Source organism: Alteromonas abrolhosensis (genome assembly GCF_001953635.1).
GTDB classification, from domain to species: Bacteria; Pseudomonadota; Gammaproteobacteria; order Enterobacterales; family Alteromonadaceae; genus Alteromonas; species Alteromonas abrolhosensis.
In genome coordinates, this window is sequence record NZ_MEJH01000003.1 from 177,142 (window position 1) to 195,137 (window position 17,996).

Here is a 17,996-nt window from a genome sequence, read left to right on the forward strand (position 1 = left end):
AAGAGCGCCATTAGGCGCTCTTTAGAAGTGCTGACAAGAGGGAAGATTACGCCTTAGAGGCTTGGTAAATATCTTCAATCGCTTTATCTAGCGTTGCCTCGAACTCTTCTTGAGACTGCTTTGCAGAAACGCCTTCGGTCAATGCTCGAGAGAAACTCGCAATCATACCTTGGTTTTCTGCCAGTTTCGCATTTGCTTCTTCACGGCTATAGCCGCCAGAAAGCGCTACAACTTTAAGCACGCGAGGGTGATCAACAAGCTCTTTGTAGAAATTAGCTTCTGTTGGAATCGTTAGCTTAAGCATAACTTCCTGGCCTTCGTTTAGAAGGTTTAGCTGCGTTAGTATCTCTAATTTAAGAAGAGCTTCAGCTTCCGCTTTTTGTGGGCTGTGGATGTCTACTTCTGGCTCGATAATCGGAACAAGGCCTGCGGCTAAGATTTGCTTACCCACTTCAAATTGCTGAGCAACAACATCTTTAATACCTTGGTGATTCGCAAGCTTAACAACACTACGCATTTTAGTGCCAAACACGTCTTGCGCTACCGCTTTAGCTAGCAGTGCATCAAGACCAGGCATTGGCTTCATTACTTGAACGCCATTGCTTTCTTCAGCTAGTCCTTTATCTACCTTTAAGAAAGGAATAACACGCTTTTTCTGCCACAGGTAGTGTGCAGAAGACATGCCTTCAATTTCTCTATCAAGGGTGTTTTCAAACAAGATTGCGCCAAGAACGCGCTCGCCGCTAAAAGGGGTGCTGGTGATAATGCGCGTACGCATTTCATGAACAAGATTAAACATCTCTTCGTCTGAGCTGTACTCTGACTCTTCGATGCCATATAAGCGTAACGCTTTAGGGGTACTACCGCCGCTTTGATCTAACGCTGCAATAAAACCGGTTTGCGTCTTCAGTTTATCCAGCATTGCCTGCTGAGCTTGTGATGCCATTGCAACACTCCTTTTGTATATTACTGCCTTAATAGACAGGTGTAGGGTTTATTGTTATACCAATTCTATTAAAGATCTGTTTGTCTCAGACGCGGCATGCCAGCACCTTAAGTAAACACATCTGTAATAAAATTGGTATTTATGCCTGCGTACTTCACTGTTTCGCAGGTGTAATCGTTTCCGATTAAAAGGTCACGCTCAAAAATGCTGTTACTGAGCGTGACACCTATGGGGTAACATTTGTACTAGGCCTAGCTATCTTGAGCTTTAAAACGCTGCGTTTACAAGCAGCGCTCAGGCTTATTTATTTTTTTCTTCTAGTACTGCTACCGCTGGTAATGTTTTGCCTTCCAAGAATTCTAGGAACGCGCCACCACCTGTTGAAATATAAGAAACCTTATCGGCAATTCCGTATTTATCAACTGCCGCTAGTGTATCACCACCACCTGCAATTGAGAATGCGTCGCTAGCCGCAATCGCCTCAGACAGCGCCTTTGTACCCGCACTGAACTGTTCAAATTCAAATACACCTACAGGACCATTCCATACTATAGTACCCGCGTTTTTGATGATATCTTCTAACGCTTTTGACGAGTCTGGACCGATATCAAAAATCATGTCGTCGTCAGCAACTTCACTGACAAGTTTAAGCGTAGCTTCGGTGTTTTCATCAAACGCTTTACCCACTACAACGTCAGTCGGTACAGGAATATTTCCGCCGTTCGCTTGCGCTTCGTTCATAAGCTGCGTGGCTTGTTCGGTAAGGTCCATCTCTACTAGTGACTTACCTACATTATGGCCTTGAGCAGCAATGAAAGTGTTGGCAATACCGCCACCAACAATCAGCTGGTCAACTTTTTCAGCCAATGTTTTTAGCACGGTCAACTTGGTAGATACTTTAGAGCCACCCACAATAGCAACCATTGGGCGTTTAGGGTTGTCTAGCGCTTTGCCAAGTGCGTCTAATTCTGCAGCAAGTAATGGGCCAGCACAGGCTTTTGGTGCGAATTTAGCAACGCCATGGGTAGACGCTTGTGCACGGTGAGCAGTCCCGAAGGCATCCATTACAAAGATGTCGCATAGTGCAGCGTACTGCTTTGCCAGTGTCTCGTCGTCTTTCTTTTCGCCATTATTGAAGCGAACGTTTTCAAGAATGACGAGCTCACCTTCGCTAAGCTCAACACCGTCTAGGTAATCTTTTACTAGCTTTACCGGCACATCTAGGGCGTCATTAAGATAATCAACAACAGGTTGAAGAGAGAACTCATCAGCAGGCTCGCCTTCAGTAGGGCGACCAAGGTGAGACATCACCATAACCGCTGCACCTGCGTCTAGCGCTGCTTTAATAGTAGGAATAGATGCTTTGATACGCGCATCAGAGGTTACTTTGCCGTCTTTTACCGGCACGTTTAAATCTTGTCTAATTAATACGCGCTGACCTTTAAGGGCCATATCGCTCATGCTTGGAATTGCCATCGTCTTTCCTATGTTAATTTAAATTTAGAAGAGCGTGTTTTAAAGGTAAGACACGCTCAAATTAACGGTGAAAGCTGCGCGGGCTGGTGCTACCAACCCTTGGCAGCATCAATGCTTTACTTTGCGTCGAACATCACTTTTGCTGTGTCGAGCATACGGTTTGCAAAACCCCATTCGTTGTCACACCACACCAGTGTTTTTACTAGCTGTTTGTGACTGACTCTTGTTTGTGTGCCATCTACAATACACGAGTGTGGGTCGTGATTGAAATCTACCGATACCAATGGCTCTTCGGTGTAATCCAAAATGCCCTGTAAACGCCCTGCTTTTGCATTGCGAAGGGCTTGGTTTACTTGCTCAATAGTTACCTTAGATTGAAGCGTTACGCTCAAGTCCATGGCAGTAACATTGATGGTAGGAACCCGAACCGCAATGGCTTCGAACTTACCCGCAAACTTAGGCAGGATGCGCTCTATACCGGCAGCAAGTCGTGTATCAACAGGAATAATTGACTGACTTGCAGCGCGCGTTCTGCGCAAGTCTTCATGATAGGCGTCGATAACTTGCTGGTCATGCATAGACGCGTGAATAGTTGTGATCGTACCACTTTCCACACCGAACGCAGCGTCTAGTGCTTGGATAACAGGAACAATGCAGTTTGTGGTGCAAGAGCCGTTAGAGACTAATTTTTGTTCACTGGTCAACGTGTCTTCGTTGGTTCCGAAAATGACCGTATTGTCTAAATCTGGTGACCCGGGTGATGAGAAAAGCACTTTACCAGCGCCTGCATCTAAATGTGCTTGCCCCGATGCTCTGTCATCAAACTTGCCCGTACACTCAAGCACGATATCAACGCCCAAGTCTTTCCACGGTAGGTCTTTAATATCGCTTATCGCGAGCAGTGTAATATCGTCGCCTGCGACATTTAGCGTTTTATTTTCTAAGGCCACATCAAAACGGAACCGCCCGTGGGCGGTATCGTATTTAAGTAAATGTGCTATGCCTTCGGGTTTAGCAATGTCGTTAATGGCCACCACGTTAAATTCGTTGTTGCGCCCACTTTCATACAGCGCGCGCAACACGTTACGACCAATACGACCAAACCCATTTATGGCAATATTTACCATAGGCTTATCTATTACCTCTTACAGAGACAGTGCAGCCTCTACTACAGCGTCAGTGGTAATGTTGAAGTGCTTAAACAGGTCTCCCGCAGGTGCAGATTCACCAAAGGTGTCCATGCCTACGATAGCGCCATTAAAGCCAACGTACTTGTACCAGCTATCTTTAGACAGCGCTTCAACCGCTACGCGTTTAACAACGCTAGAAGGTAGTACACTTTCACGGTAGTCAGCAGACTGACGGTCAAATACGTCAGTTGATGGCATAGACACTACGCGAACGGCTTTGCCTTGCTCGGTCAGTTTCGCTGCGGCTTCAACGGCTAGCTGAACCTCAGAACCGGTACCAATAAGAATAAGCTCTGGCGTACCTTCACAGTCTTTAAGTACGTAACCGCCTTTAGCGATATCTGCAACTTGTTGAGCCGTTCTTTCTTGCTGCGCTAAGCCTTGGCGTGTGAAGATTAGTGTTGTTGGGCCATCAGTGCGCTCAATAGCAGATTTCCACGACACAGCAGACTCTACCTGATCACAAGGACGCCAATTATCAAGGTTAGGCGTTGCACGTAGCGCAACCACCTGCTCTACCGGCTGGTGCGTTGGACCGTCTTCACCTAGACCAATTGAATCATGGGTGTAAACGAAAATTGCAGGCTGCTTCATTAGTGCAGCCATGCGTACCGCGTTGCGTGCATATTCCATAAACATTAGGAAGGTTGCACCGTATGCCTTAAAGCCACCGTGAAGGGCAATACCATTCATCATGGCAGACATACCAAACTCACGTACACCGTAATAAATGTAGTTACCTGACGCATCGTTCGCTTCAACGCCTTTGCTGCCTTCCCAAATAGTAAGGTTAGAACCTGCAAGATCAGCAGAGCCGCCTAATAGCTCAGGAAGTAGTGGACCAAATGCGTTTAGTGCATTTTGCGACGCTTTACGTGAAGCAATATTTTGTGGGTTAGCTTGAAGCTCAGCAATAATTGCATCTGCTTTTTCGCTGAAATCTGCTGGCAACTCACCATTTACGCGGCGTTTGAACTCTGCCGCAAGCTCTGGGTAAGCGGCTTCGTATGCTGCGAAAGCGTCATTCCACGCGCTCTCCGCGTTTGAACCTTTCTCTTTAGCATCCCAACCCGCGTAAATATCGTCTGGAATTTCGAACGCGCCATGGCTCCAGCCAAGCTTTTCGCGAGTGGCTACAATTTCATCTTCACCTAGTGGTGCACCGTGACAAGACTCGGTACCTTCTTTATTAGGCGAGCCGAAGCCAATAGTGGTTTTACAACAAATAAGCGTAGGCTGCGCGGTGTTCGCTTGCGCCTTTTCAATAGCGGCTTTTACTTGCTCTGCATCGTGACCGTCAACGCCATCGATCACTTCCCAACCGTAGCTCTTAAAGCGTGCTGGTGTATCGTCAGTGAACCAGCCTTCTACTTCGCCATCAATTGAAATGCCGTTGTCATCCCAAAACGCGATAAGCTTACCAAGGCCTAGTGTGCCGGCTAGTGAACATGTCTCGTGTGAGATACCTTCCATCAAGCAGCCGTCGCCTAAGAATGCGTAGGTGTGGTGATCAACAATATTGTGACCGTCACGGTTAAATTGTGCCGCTAGCACTTTCTCGGCAAGTGCCATACCCACAGCATTACTGATACCTTGGCCTAGTGGGCCAGTGGTCGTTTCAACACCTGGCGCATAACCATACTCAGGATGGCCTGGCGTTTTTGAATGCAATTGACGGAAGTTCTTTAACTCTTCAATTGGCAGTTCGTAGCCTGAAAGGTGAAGAAGAGAGTACAACAGCATCGAGCCGTGACCATTTGAAAGCACAAAGCGATCGCGGTTAGCCCAAGATGGGTTTGCAGGGTTGTGTGATAAGAAATCACCCCATAGTACCTGTGCGATATCAGCCATCCCCATTGGGGCACCTGGGTGACCAGATTTAGCTTGTTGAACGGCATCCATGCTTAATGCACGGATTGCATTGGCGAGTTCACGACGAGAGGGCATGTTGTCTCCTGATTTATTTTGTATCTTTTGTTTCGTATCTTAGCGGGCTAGGCAAGCTAGACGAGCGTAGAGGTAAGGCGTTCGCTCTACTTCTTTATACGAATGAATGTGGCGTTATTCTTACCTATGCCACCTTACAGTTCAATGGGTTTTGATTGCCAATAGTGAAAGTCATAGTAAAAAATGGTCTATACCTTAACCATCACGTATTCCCAATACAGCAAAAACGGTTATATCTAACGTCTGGTTTTACTAGTACATCATTCGCTTTGCCAATTTCGTCCTGAATAACCCCATTAGTGATCGGGTTGTGTCAACTATTCGTAACGAAGAGACTTTTAGACGTCTAGAAGTAAAGACTGGTATTTATAACTTGTTTTAGTACAATATACGACTATTTTGATAATTTAACGCTTACGGAGCATTTATGGCCACGCATTTATTCACATCCGAGTCAGTGTCTGAAGGACATCCGGACAAAATTGCTGATCAGATCTCAGATGCGGTTCTTGACGCTATTTTAGAACAAGATCCTCGCGCTCGGGTGGCCTGCGAAACGTATGTAAAAACCGGTATGGTTTTGGTAGGTGGTGAAGTTACCACTTCTGCATGGGTAGACATTGAAGAGCTTACTCGTAAAACAGTCAAAGAAATTGGCTATACGCACTCAGACATGGGCTTTGATGCCGACTCATGTGCGGTATTAAACGCAATTGGTAAACAGTCTCCCGATATCAACCAAGGTGTTGATCGTGAAAGCCTTGAAGAACAAGGTGCGGGTGACCAAGGCCTAATGTTTGGTTACGCCAGCGACGAAACTGATGTGCTAATGCCAGCGCCAATCACTTACTCTCACCGCCTTGTTCAAAAACAAGCTGAAGTGCGTAAGTCTGGTAAGCTAGACTGGTTGCGCCCAGACGCGAAAAGCCAAATTACTTTCAAGTATGAAAACGACAAGCCTGTAGGCATCGACGCGGTTGTGCTATCAACTCAGCACTGCGATTCAGTAAGCACGGAAACAGTTCGCGAAGCGGTAATGGAAGAAATCATCAAGCCTGTGCTTCCAAGCGAGTGGATTGATGCAAATACACGCTTCCACATCAACCCAACGGGTCGATTCGTTATCGGTGGTCCAATGGGCGACTGTGGCTTAACCGGGCGTAAAATCATTGTTGATACTTACGGTGGTATGGCCCGTCACGGCGGTGGTGCATTCTCTGGTAAAGATCCATCAAAAGTAGACCGCAGTGCAGCATACGCGGGTCGTTACGTTGCTAAGAACATTGTTGCAGCAGGTCTTGCCAAGCGTTGCGAAATCCAAGTGTCTTATGCAATCGGTGTAGCAGAGCCAACGTCTATCAGTATCGATACCTTTGGCACTGGCGTAGTCGATGAGAAAACACTCGTTGCACTGGTGCGCGAACATTTCGACTTGCGTCCTTATGGCCTTATCCAAATGCTAGACCTTGAGCGCCCAATTTATCGCCCAACAGCTGCATACGGTCACTTTGGTCGTGACGAATTCCCTTGGGAAGCAACAGATAAAGCAGAAGCGTTAAAAGCATCGATTTAATTCGATATTAAAAAGCGCTTGTTGAAAACGCCGCTGAGTTTTTGTAACACTTTGATCTAAAGCTGTTATATGAACTCGCGGCGTTTTTTATTGGGTGATGGCGAGCAAGCCAAATTAATTTGGCATATAAAAAGTGGTGAAGAATATTTTCATCATTTATTTTTTGCGGCTATGCTTATTAAACGAACACACCGTTGCTTGTATTTCCTTGTTATTTACAAGCTATGATAACAACAACTTGGGCCCTTCCATGAATGTGGTTACTGGTATTTTTCTGGCACTTACTTTGGCTGCGTCTATGACGGCTGCTCCTGTAATCGCGGACACGAATGATATCAACTACAGTCCTATTCAGTTCAAAAGCAAGAAAATAGCCCGGTGGCAGCTAAATAGTATGTACCGCGTTCAATCTACTACCGAAACTTATTTATACGACAACAGCTATACGTATCCAGCTGGCTCCCAAGGCATGTTCAGCGCTAGCCGTCGTTTCGATACTTGGGTTCCGCAAAAGGTCTATGCAACCTACAAAACAAATAATACTGCCTTTCAGCATTATGCTGAGTGGCTCTATTTGCCTCATGATGTTGGCACGTTCACCCGGCTTGGCTGGCTTCTAGGAAAAAGTGAAGGGTTAAACATGGCGGTAGAAATTGAGCACAGACAAGTTGGGGATGAAGAAAATATGGCCCTTTCTTTGGGTGTGAATTACTTATTTTAGGGAAGGCCTGCTTTTAATTGAGTCATGCGCTTCAGATGCACATGTCGAACTCATACTTCACTTGTTAAATGTGCCAAATAGCTTCGATGCTATCATTGAAATTGAGTTTTCGCGTAAGTCTGTTGAATAACCAATGCGTCAGAACTTGCTCTATGACGCTTAACATCAAGTTGCCTTGCAAGGCGATTTTTAACATCATGCCATTGATTCATTTGGGCTTCGGACAGAATATATTCAAGGGCTCTACAGGTAAAAGACATCTCTATCTGCGCTGCGGCGTAAAGCTTAATTAGCCAAGGATTATCTACCACCCAACCGTCACTATAAACCACCGTATTTCCCAGAAAGTGGTTTAGCTCAATACACACTTTACGCGGGTCTTCCCCCCGCGTTTGTAGCATTTGTTGTGTTATGCCGTGCAATGATTCTGCTTTCTTGTCCCAGTGTACCCAAGAATCAAAGGGTCTTAGCAACTTACACCACTTTGCACCATCATAGCGCACGATACCTATTTCGATAGGATAACTCGCTGCGCCAAATCCACTTGCTTCAATGTCTATTATTGTTGGCAGGGTATTTTTTCGCACTCACACTCCAAACCGCTGTTCATCTTTGTTTGCAAGGCCCGCTATTTGTTTTCACCAGGCGGTTACACTGCCACCAGAACACAGACAGAATAACTGATCATATTCGCGAACTGTCCGGTAAACATACAAACTCTATTTTTTAATACAAGCTGATGGCAGAATCGTGCCACATTTATTACGCCGAGTTTTAGTACCTGTCGTACACAAAAAACCACGACACCTTGGAAAAAACAGCGAAATTCCTTCAAAAATTGCAAAACTTATACTAAAGGATAAGACGTTTGCGCTAAAAGACTGGGCGCATTGCTATACACTTTTAAGATTATCGTTTAGGTAGCCTATTCATGCGTGCATCTTTTTTCTTTCTCTCGCTGATTTACATTGTTTCTATTTTTACAGCAAGCAAAGCATTTAGCTCAACTGACCCCCTCATTATTGGCATCGATGCCGATCTTTCAGCGGTAGCGGTCGAAGGCGGCGTTGCCATAACAAGAGGTGTAGAGCTTGCCGTTGACGAAATAAACGCTAAAGGCGGTATACTTGGTCGCCAAATCAAGGTAGTGGCAAAAGACCATCGCGGCAACCCAGCCCGCGGCGTATATAATATTGAGCAATTTTCTCAAACACCGAATTTACTCGCCGTTGTAGGTGGCGTTCACACGCCGGTCGTCCTCGCTGAAATCGATCTTGTTCATGAAAAGAATCTTCTGATGTTAGTTCCATGGGCTGCGGGTACACCTATTATAGATAACGGGCATTCGCCAAATAATATATTTCGGGTATCGGTTCGCGATGCAGAGGCTGCGTCAGTTCTTATTAGTCACGTTAAGCAAATGGGATTATCCAATATCGCACTAGTGCTTGAGAGAACGGGATGGGGACGCTCGAACTTAGAGTCATTAACCCAAGCGGCAAACGAGAAAGACATCAATATTACCGCAACCCACTGGATAAACTGGCAGCAAAAAGACTTTTCTGAGGACATGGCCGCGATAAAAAGTGCGAAAGCTGAGGCAATCATTTTAGTTACCAATGTCCCAGAAGGGGTTGTAGTACTTGATGAAATGGCGAAGCAAGAAATGACATCCCTTCCCGTGATATCACATTGGGGCGTTGCGTCAGGCCAGTTTGCCTCAGCACTTGCCGTGCCCATCGGTAATTACAATGTATCAGTGCTACAAACCTTTCACTTTAACCACCAGAAAAATAGCAAGGCAAAAAGCTTGCTAGAAGCCTACTATAATAAGTACGGTTTGGTTGATGCTACTGCAATTGGTGGCGTGACAGGATTAGCCCATGCATATGATTTAGTTCATTTAATAGCGGCGGCTGCCGATAAAGCTGATAGTATAGATGTAGATGCATTACGCGAAGCGCTAGAATCCCTAGAGAATGTACAGGGTGCGGTTAAGCACTATTCTGCCCCATTTTCTGTAGACAGACATGACGCGCTATGGGCAAAGGATTATTTTATGACTAAGTTTAACGAAAAAGGCTACTTGGTAACAACGGGCGCGCAATAATGCAGCAGCACCCTCCAAGGTTACGCGCTCTTCTGCTTTCGAGCATGCTTCCGCGACTGGTTTTACTGGTCGCGGTGCTGTCTATCTTACTATTTGCACTTTCATTTCATTTCATTGTTAAGCAAACCGATCAGCTTCAACAGCAGTCTGTAGATGGTTTAGAACAAGACATCAATTACATCGTCAGTGACACCACAAGGCAGTTGGCAGATTTGGCAGCCAATGACATTATTATTAATTCGCTGGTAGATTTTGAGCAGCGGGATAATTATTTGCCCATGTTTTTCCGCTCGCTAAACCTAACGCAGGCAAAAAGTGTAGAGTTTGCGCTGTTTGATTTCGCTGGAAACCGGGTAATAGATAAAAACTGGAATGCGGTTATTCCTGAATCGCTCAGCAGTGCTTGGCGTCAGCAAACGCTGGGCTCGTCAAATACTTTCTCTTCGGTGTCTCAGTATGGCGTGTTAATAAGCGTTCCGGTGTTATTAAGAGGCGTCGCTGAAGGCGCACTTGTTATGTATGTGGACAGCTTACAGTCTTTGCTAGCGCCCTACCCTCGACTTACTAATCAACTTGTTACTGACTCTAGCGGTCATGTGCTTTTTAGCAGTGAGCCGTCACTCATTGCACCAAACTCGTCCTTTTCCGATTTTGATGACAGCGGTTACTCAATAAAACAGGCTGATTGGCAAAATCTTACGTTGTACAGTGTTAAACCTACCATCACCGCATACAGAGAAGCCGCGTGGACGGGAATTGTATTGCTGGCAATGATTGTAGGCTTTGTGTTTATCATCTTGCATATGGTTAGCATGACAGGAACGCTTGCCGAACGCACACTTTCGACCTTGTACAACGATATTAAAAATCGCCTGAACAGCGATGAATCGACTTCACTTCGCCTTGATAGTGAAGTTGAAGCCCAAGAGCTAGCGGATATTAGAGAAGCTTTCGACAAATTGATTTGGGATTTGACTGAAGTGTCGCTGTCGAACGAACAGTTTTCCAATGTATTAGAATCAATGGGCGACATGCTTGTTGTGGTCGACCAAGACAAACAAATTTTGCTTTCTAATAAGCGCTTCGACGATTTTTGCAACGATCAGTATGGTGAAAAGAACGGTATTTTAAAGTTCATTATGAAAAAGCTCGCGTCTTCGCAGAGTAGTGAACTTACCCACTTCTCCGTATCTACAGGACAAGAGCACTATGTCCATTGGACTAAAACATCACTGGCCGATGCTAACGGCAATATCCGTGGCGATATTTATGTGGGTAGTGACGAAACTGAACAGCGGAGTTTGGAAAGCCATGTCAAAGTACTTACTCACGCGATGGACGAAGCCACCGTGTCAATCATCATTTCTGACATTAGGCGTGTAGGTCAACCTGTTATTTATGTAAACAGTGCATTTGAAGAACTCACAGGCTATAACAGAGAAGAAATTATTGGCCAAAACTGCAGGTCAATGCAGGGTAAAGAAACGAATAAACACACGGTTGATCAAATTCGCAAAGCGGTAGCAACACGCGAGCCTATTGAAACTACGCTGCTTAACTATAAAAAAGACGGCAGCACCTTTTACAACCGTTTGAATTTAACCCCTGTTAAAATTAGCGGTGAAGTAACTCACTATATCGGGTTTCAACAGGATGTTACTCAGCAAAGACAAACAGAACAATATCTACAAGAAGCACGCGAAAAAGCAGAAGAGTCTGCACGTCTGAAATCTAGCTTCCTGGCAAGTATGAGCCATGAGATTCGCACACCTATACACGGTATATCGGGCGTTTTACAGTTAATGGCCAGCTCTGAACTTAGTGAAGAGCAAAAGCATTACCTATCCCTTGCTAAATTCAGTATTCAGGGTCTTCTTCATATCGTTAACGATATTTTGGATTTCTCTAAAATTGAAGCTGGCCAGCTGCAGATTGAAGCAAACCCATTTGATATCTTGGAGTCACTTGAGAACCTTCAAAGCCAATACGCCATTATGTGCCAAGAGAAAGGGTTAGAGTTACATTTTCACTTTGATTTACAAGGCTACCACGTTGTACAGGGTGATGATGTACGCTTTAGACAAATACTCTCAAACCTTCTGGGGAATGCCGTTAAATTTACCGATACCGGACACATTGAAGTAACGACCAGTATCAAGAAAAACGCTGACGGTACTCTTACACTTTTATGCAGTGTGAAAGACACCGGAATTGGCATTGCGCAAGATAAACAAAGCACCATTTTTGATGTTTTCACGCAAGAAGATCTCTCCACAACGCGCAAGTTTGGCGGAACGGGTCTTGGCCTATCGATAAGCAAGCAACTTTGTGAGCTCATGGGCGGCAACATTACGCTTGAAAGCGTAAAAGGCCAAGGAAGTACCTTTGCGTTTACTATTTCACTGGAAGAAGCCGACGAGGCATCGCTTAAGCCCGTTCACCATGTGCCTGGACTGAAGCTTGAAAAAGGTAAGAAACGTAAAGTACTTATTGTTGAAGATAACGACATTAATCAGATTATAGTTAAACAACACCTTAGCAATCATACAACACTAAGCGCAAAATCAGGCTTAGAGGCGCTAGAAGCCTTGAATAAGATGAAAGTCACCTTTGATGTTATCTTGATGGATTGTCAGATGCCAGAAATGGATGGTTTCGAAGCCACTCAGCGAATTAGAAATGGCGAAGCGGGAGCACGGTACTTAGACGTACCCATTATTGCGTTAACCGCTAACGCTATGAAGGGAGACAAAGAACGCTGTGTTAATGCAGGGATGGACGACTATTTAAGCAAGCCTTTCGATGCTGCCGACCTTATAGACAAAGTTGAGCATTGGGCAAGTGTTGAAAGAAACAGCGAAGAAAACGCTGTCCATTAGTACCATTGTTGTGGAAAACCCTGATTGAAAGCATTATTGAGAATTATAAGTTTCATTAAACGACCGTCATCGTTTAGTTTATTAATTAACGTTTTGCTTATTTGCGATCTAGCCACTGCAGATGAAGTACTGAGGTACAACCTAGGAACGTCTGGCAGCTCCATACCGTACGAAAATGCTGTAGACGAAAATAGAGCCGGCATCTTAGTTGAAATTTTACCTCTTATAATGGATAGAGCCGGTATCGAGACCGAAAAAGTCATGCTTTCTACAAAGCGTGCCATGTTCGCATTTAAAACAGGTAAGCTCGATTTCGACTTCTTCAGCCCTAGCTGGTTGTCTGATAATGAGCCCTCTGGCGACTTTACTTTTTCAGCCCCCATTCTCGACATCACTGAATATTTTATTACGCTGCCCGAAAATCGCAGCCGATACCCCAACGTAGCCTCTATTTATGGGGAAACCGTGGGAATGATTTCCGGCTATATTTATTTTAATTCAGACAAGTTCGTAAGGATGGACTTTCAAGAGGAAAGTAATCTTATTTTAGCCCTTGGTAAAAAGCGAATAGACATCATCATCATGGAAGAAGCTGCCTCGCGCTACTGGTCTTCAATTCACGGTATTGATATTGCCTTAGGCCCTGTTCACACGCAAGGCAAGCTGGCTTTACGCGTTCATAATCGACACAAGGATAAAATGCCTGCTATTAACAGCGCAATTGCCTATCTGCATCAAACCGGGCAAATCAAACAAATACTTGATAAGTATTCGGACTTTTCGCTATGAAGAACCGTGTTTCATCGCGTTAGTCTTAATCCTAGCGATACCTTAATTCTCCGCTTAGTTAACCTCAATCTCTGATAAATCGATGATAGCCTTTAAGATTTAATTTATACCAATCCGCTTAGATAATTGCTCACTCAGAAGGCGCTGACACAAGCGCTACCATTAACACTTAACCGTTGTGTTGCGACCAGCTATTTTTAACGCCGCTGGTAGTTTAACTGATTGAATGAAAAGACAAAGGCAGACTAGCGTCATTCCAACCCATCCCACCGGCTTGAATACTTCGCCAATTAAAAAGATAGCAAACAGTGTGGCAACCAGAGGCTCAATTAGCGTGATCAATGTGGCTTTGCTTGCCTCTGTAGTGCGAAGGCCGTAGCCGAATAACAAATATCCAAGAAACATAGGCACTATGGCCATATAGAGAGAGACACTGGTATGAGTAATATTGGCAAACAAGTTCTGACCGGTAATTGCAAGTGATGGGAGCAGAACGAGCGCAGCGCAGCCAAAGAGTCCAGCCATGGCTGATTTTGAGTTAGCGCCAGTATTAATAAGCTGCTTCGCAGCCCACGAATATCCCGCATAGGTTAAGCCTGCAACAAGCCCTAACACTACGCCAAATACTTGAGCACTTTGAGACTCAGGCATCACCAGCATTCCCTGCGCTTTGCCCATTGCTAATAGCCCTATCCCCAACGCACCTAGCACGAAGCTTACAGCCCACTTTAACGATACGGGCTTTTTATCTAAAAAGTATTCTAAAAGCGCGGCAAACAGGGGCGCACTCGCAATAGACACAATGGTGCCAATGGCAACGCCAGACAATCGCATTGAGCTATAAAATGCTAGAGGGTAAATAGCAACACAGGCGCTTCCAAACGAAAAAGTAGGCGCTTTAGAAACAAGCAGTTTCACATCCTTTACCAATGATTTCCTAGCAGTTAAGCACAGTAAAACGCCGCCTATACCCATGGCAAATGCACCGATGGCAAGTGGGCTGATATCTGGAGCAAACTGGGCCGCAGTGCCTGTTGTTCCCCACAAGAAACTTGCTACAACAATTGCAAATACGCCCTTTAGTGCGTCGCTTGTGCTTACTGCGTTTTCTACTGCTTTATTCACTTTCTATTCTCCACAAAAGCTTCGCTCATTTACGTTGTGCTCTACTTACTTCGCCTCTGACGAGTTTTTAAACAGCTATTCATGACTCACCTAAATCGTTGATAAATCAGTGCCTTCAAAATCAAAGCGAATCAGTTATCTAATCATACTGAGATTAATGGTTTTGTAATTAGCCAGATAGACGCTTCTTTTGACCTTTTAGACGCACATTTCCAGCACAATTCAAATTAACCCTGAATTAACATTTGAAATGAAAATAAAATTATTAGACTAAAGTTGAAATATTTATTTCATCATACCTAGAAATGACTGAATATTTTTGCCACATTACGCCCTTGCCTGATAACAAAATAGAAACAACCAACCTGGATGGACTTATGTTTACATTAGAAAAATCGTCGTTTAGACGAAGCACACTTAGCATTGCGGTAATGAGCCTGCTTAGTACTGGCGCAATAGCACAGGATACACAACAAGCGGATAACGATAACTTTGAGCAGATCATTGTAACGGCGACAAAACGCGCAGAATCCATTGAAGACATCCCTTTTTCAATCAACGCACAAACACAACGAGACTTTGAACGCAGCGGTGCAGGAAATTTAGAAGACGTCGCACGAAACGTGGCGAGCGTGTCTATTCAGAACTTAGGCCCAGGCCAAAGCCAAGTATCTATGCGTGGCGTTTCAGCAGGTCAGATTGTACGAGACCAACCTGGCGTTAAAGAGCAAGTAGGCGTATATCTTGATGAAAGCGTGATCTCGCTGTCTCTGTTTACCCCTGATCTCGACCTTTTTGATCTTAATCGCATTGAAACCCTGCGCGGTCCGCAAGGTACACTGTTTGGCTCTGGCTCTATTGGCGGAACCCTTCGTTATATCACCAACCAGCCCGAGCTCGACACCTTTGAAGGTAAGTTTGAAGCTAACCTTAATAGCGTGACAGACGGCGGTGTGGGTGGTCATGTTAAGGGCATGGTAAACGTACCTATTTCCGACACCATTGCCATGCGCGCGGTGGTATACCGCACTGATTACGCAGGCTTTATAGATGCGTTAGGTGAAAACGGCGCGTTTAGCGAAGACGTTAACGACGGCGACAGAACTGGTGGACGTGTGGCCTTCGTTATCGCCCCTAACGATAAACTCACCATTACGCCACGACTTATCTTCCAAGAACTAGAGATGAACGGGTTTAACAGGCAGGAAGTGTACAATGTCTTTGCTAACCCTTACACCACGACCCGCCCAGCTATACAATTGGGTGAGCGCGAGCAGTACTTACTACTAGAAGAAGGCTTCTCTGACGATACCTTGATTGCTGACGTAACTGCTGAATATAAGGCTGACGTTGCTGACTTCACTTTCGTGTATAGCTATACCGACCGCGATATTCTTGTAAGTCGTGATGCCAGCGCGCTTTCGGGCTCTGTAAGTATTGACTTAGGGTTTCCGGATGAAGCCGTACTATTACCGTCGAATCTTTTGGACCGAACAGAAGTAGAGCAAGATACCTTTGAGCTTCGCGCTGCATCTAATGGCGATGGCGCACTAGATTGGCTAGTTGGCGCTTTCTACTCGTCAACCAACCGTGTTTACGATCAATCTCTGCCTACGCCAGGGTATGATGCGTTCACCGATGCCACGTTAGGCGAAGGCACATCAGCAGCCGTTGCCAACGGCTTTGGAGAGGATTCGCCTTACAACGCCTACCTGCCATACGATTTAACGCAACTTGCTGTGTTTGGTGAAGTAAATTACCAAGTCAACGATGACTTCAAGATGACTGTAGGCTCGCGTTTTTACGATTACGAAGAAGAGCGTCAGTTTATCTCTGGGGGCTTGTTTGCCAACGGCGACAACCAGACTGATTCCACAGAGTCAGACGGTTTTACGTCCCGTGTTATTGGCCAGTATAGCGTAAACGAAAACGTGAATTTAAATGCTCAGGTGTCTCAAGGATTCAGACTTGGCGGCGTTAACGACCCGCTAAATAGAAGCCTGTGTACCGACCAAGATGAAGCCATCTTTGGTTCATTCCAAGACTATGACGATGAAAAGCTCACTAACTATGAGATTGGCATGAAGTCTTCAGGTCGTGGGTGGACGGCTAACATCTCGGCTTTCTATAACGATATTGAAGATCTTCAGGTTACTTTAGATGCGGGTTCTTGCTCGTCACGTGTGTCGTTTAACGTACCTGAAGCGCATACCCAAGGTATTGAATTTGAGCTAACACGCCAGTTTACTGATCAACTCTTTTTCTCATTAACCGGTAGCATCATTGAAGCTGAATTTGATTCAACTGTTGTTGACGGTGATGGCGCAGTACTAGGCGGTGTTGAAGACGGTAACCGATTAGCTTCAGTTCCTGAAGAGAGCTTCGCTATCGCATTTACCTACGATTTAGCGCAGCCCTTGTTCTCGTCAAACAGTACCTATTTCCAAGGCTCTTACCAATACGTAGGTGACCGCATCACTCAGCCTAGTGACCAGGTTGCAGGTGCCGGTGTGTTCACCTCAGGCCTTGCCTTTGGCGGTGCCACTGGTGCAGAAACAACGGAATTAGATTTGTTGTTAGACGATTACGGCACGCTTAATATGAGCTTTGGCCTAACTTACGATAGTTATGAAATCTTGTTATACGCCAACAATCTGCTCGATGAAAACGCGCAGCTATCGTTTGACAGAGAGCGTGGTGGACGAGCTCGCCTAGGGTTTACCGTTAATCAGCCACGCACTGTAGGCGCAACCTTCCGTTATTTCTTTCAGTAACGGACGATAAAACCTCTCTGCCTGGGGGAATATACTCTCGGGTAGAGGCTTCACCTGCTTAAGAAGAATGCCTCACCTAAAAGAGCTTTTGAAAAGTCACTTCGGAAAAGAGTGGAGTTGGCCGTAAGCCGGGTTCTGTCGTGGGCAATCATTCCTCTAGATCAGCAATCACTCACTGATTCAAGCAACCTACCCGATCCCCATGCGGGCCACACGTTGAGGGATCCTATTTGGTCTTGCTCCGGGTGGAGTTTACCTTGCCACACTCTGTTACCAGAGGTGCGGTGCGCTCTTACCGCACCCTTTCACCCTTACCGGCATGTAAACATGCTTAGGCGGTCTTCTCTCTGCTGCACTTGTCGTCGGCTCACGCCGCCCAGACGTTATCTGGCACCCTGCCCTTTGGAGCCCGGACTTTCCTCCCCTTTCTTACGAAAGCGGCGATTGCCTGGCCAACTCCGCGGCG

At 45.5% G+C, this 17,996-nt stretch carries 12 protein-coding genes and 1 other RNA gene; 6 read left to right on the plus strand and 7 right to left on the minus strand.

The features are described 5' to 3' along the window. Positions 1 to 46 precede the first annotated feature (46 nt). From BGK61_RS02895 to tkt, 4 genes are all read right to left on the minus strand, one after another. Entirely contained in the window at positions 47 to 946 is a 900-nt protein-coding gene (locus BGK61_RS02895; protein ID WP_076011290.1) for a fructose bisphosphate aldolase, read from the minus strand. 300 nt (positions 947 to 1,246) lie between these two features. After that, entirely contained in the window at positions 1,247 to 2,422 is a 1,176-nt protein-coding gene (locus BGK61_RS02900) for a phosphoglycerate kinase (protein WP_014997425.1), read from the minus strand. Between the two features lie 116 nt (positions 2,423 to 2,538). Continuing rightward, positions 2,539 to 3,549, minus strand: a complete 1,011-nt coding sequence (gene epd / locus BGK61_RS02905; RefSeq protein ID WP_076011291.1) for an erythrose-4-phosphate dehydrogenase — start codon at positions 3,547 to 3,549, stop codon at positions 2,539 to 2,541. Between the two features lie 18 nt (positions 3,550 to 3,567). Continuing rightward, complete coding sequence (gene tkt, locus BGK61_RS02910; protein WP_076011292.1) at positions 3,568 to 5,559, minus strand: transketolase; 1,992 nt, start codon at positions 5,557 to 5,559, stop codon at positions 3,568 to 3,570. A 427-nt stretch (positions 5,560 to 5,986) separates the two neighbouring features. Between tkt and metK the strand changes: the two genes are divergently transcribed. Both metK and BGK61_RS02920 read left to right on the plus strand, forming a co-directional pair. Then, a complete protein-coding gene (gene metK / locus BGK61_RS02915; protein WP_076011293.1) occupies positions 5,987 to 7,132 on the plus strand; it encodes a methionine adenosyltransferase in 1,146 nt (381 codons plus the stop codon). 250 nt (positions 7,133 to 7,382) lie between these two features. After that, entirely contained in the window at positions 7,383 to 7,853 is a 471-nt protein-coding gene (locus BGK61_RS02920) for a hypothetical protein (RefSeq protein ID WP_014997422.1), read from the plus strand. Positions 7,854 to 7,945: 92 nt separating this feature from the next. On the opposite strand, the gene BGK61_RS02925 is transcribed toward BGK61_RS02920, so the two are convergent. Then, the gene (locus tag BGK61_RS02925) at positions 7,946 to 8,440 is read right to left on the minus strand and encodes a 3'-5' exonuclease (protein WP_076011294.1); all 495 of its coding nucleotides are present in this window, start codon (positions 8,438 to 8,440) and stop codon (positions 7,946 to 7,948) included. A gap of 344 nt (positions 8,441 to 8,784) precedes the next feature. Here BGK61_RS02925 and BGK61_RS02930 point away from each other — a divergent pair, with 344 nt between their 5' ends. Genes BGK61_RS02930 through BGK61_RS02940 form a run of 3 tightly spaced genes read left to right on the plus strand, consistent with a single transcriptional unit; the run spans position 8,785 to position 13,631 of the window. Further along, positions 8,785 to 9,963, plus strand: a complete 1,179-nt coding sequence (locus tag BGK61_RS02930) for an ABC transporter substrate-binding protein (protein ID WP_014997420.1) — start codon at positions 8,785 to 8,787, stop codon at positions 9,961 to 9,963. Next, positions 9,963 to 12,842, plus strand: coding sequence for an ATP-binding protein (locus BGK61_RS02935; protein WP_076011295.1), 2,880 nt, complete (start codon positions 9,963 to 9,965; stop codon positions 12,840 to 12,842). The genes BGK61_RS02930 and BGK61_RS02935 overlap by 1 nt, the downstream gene beginning before the upstream one ends. A gap of 24 nt (positions 12,843 to 12,866) precedes the next feature. After that, positions 12,867 to 13,631, plus strand: a complete 765-nt coding sequence (locus tag BGK61_RS02940) for a substrate-binding periplasmic protein (protein ID WP_076011296.1) — start codon at positions 12,867 to 12,869, stop codon at positions 13,629 to 13,631. 162 nt (positions 13,632 to 13,793) lie between these two features. Here the strand turns inward: BGK61_RS02940 and BGK61_RS02945 are convergent, their stop codons facing one another. Further along, positions 13,794 to 14,756, minus strand: coding sequence for a DMT family transporter (locus tag BGK61_RS02945; protein WP_076011297.1), 963 nt, complete (start codon positions 14,754 to 14,756; stop codon positions 13,794 to 13,796). A gap of 377 nt (positions 14,757 to 15,133) precedes the next feature. On the opposite strand from BGK61_RS02945, the gene BGK61_RS02950 reads away from it, so the two are divergent. After that, positions 15,134 to 17,530 (plus strand): TonB-dependent receptor, encoded by a 2,397-nt coding sequence (locus tag BGK61_RS02950; RefSeq protein WP_076011299.1) that lies wholly within the window; start codon positions 15,134 to 15,136, stop codon positions 17,528 to 17,530. Between the two features lie 109 nt (positions 17,531 to 17,639). On the opposite strand, the gene rnpB is transcribed toward BGK61_RS02950, so the two are convergent. Then, an RNA gene (gene rnpB, locus BGK61_RS02955) (RNase P RNA component class A) lies at positions 17,640 to 17,990 on the minus strand. Positions 17,991 to 17,996: the final 6 nt, after the last annotated feature.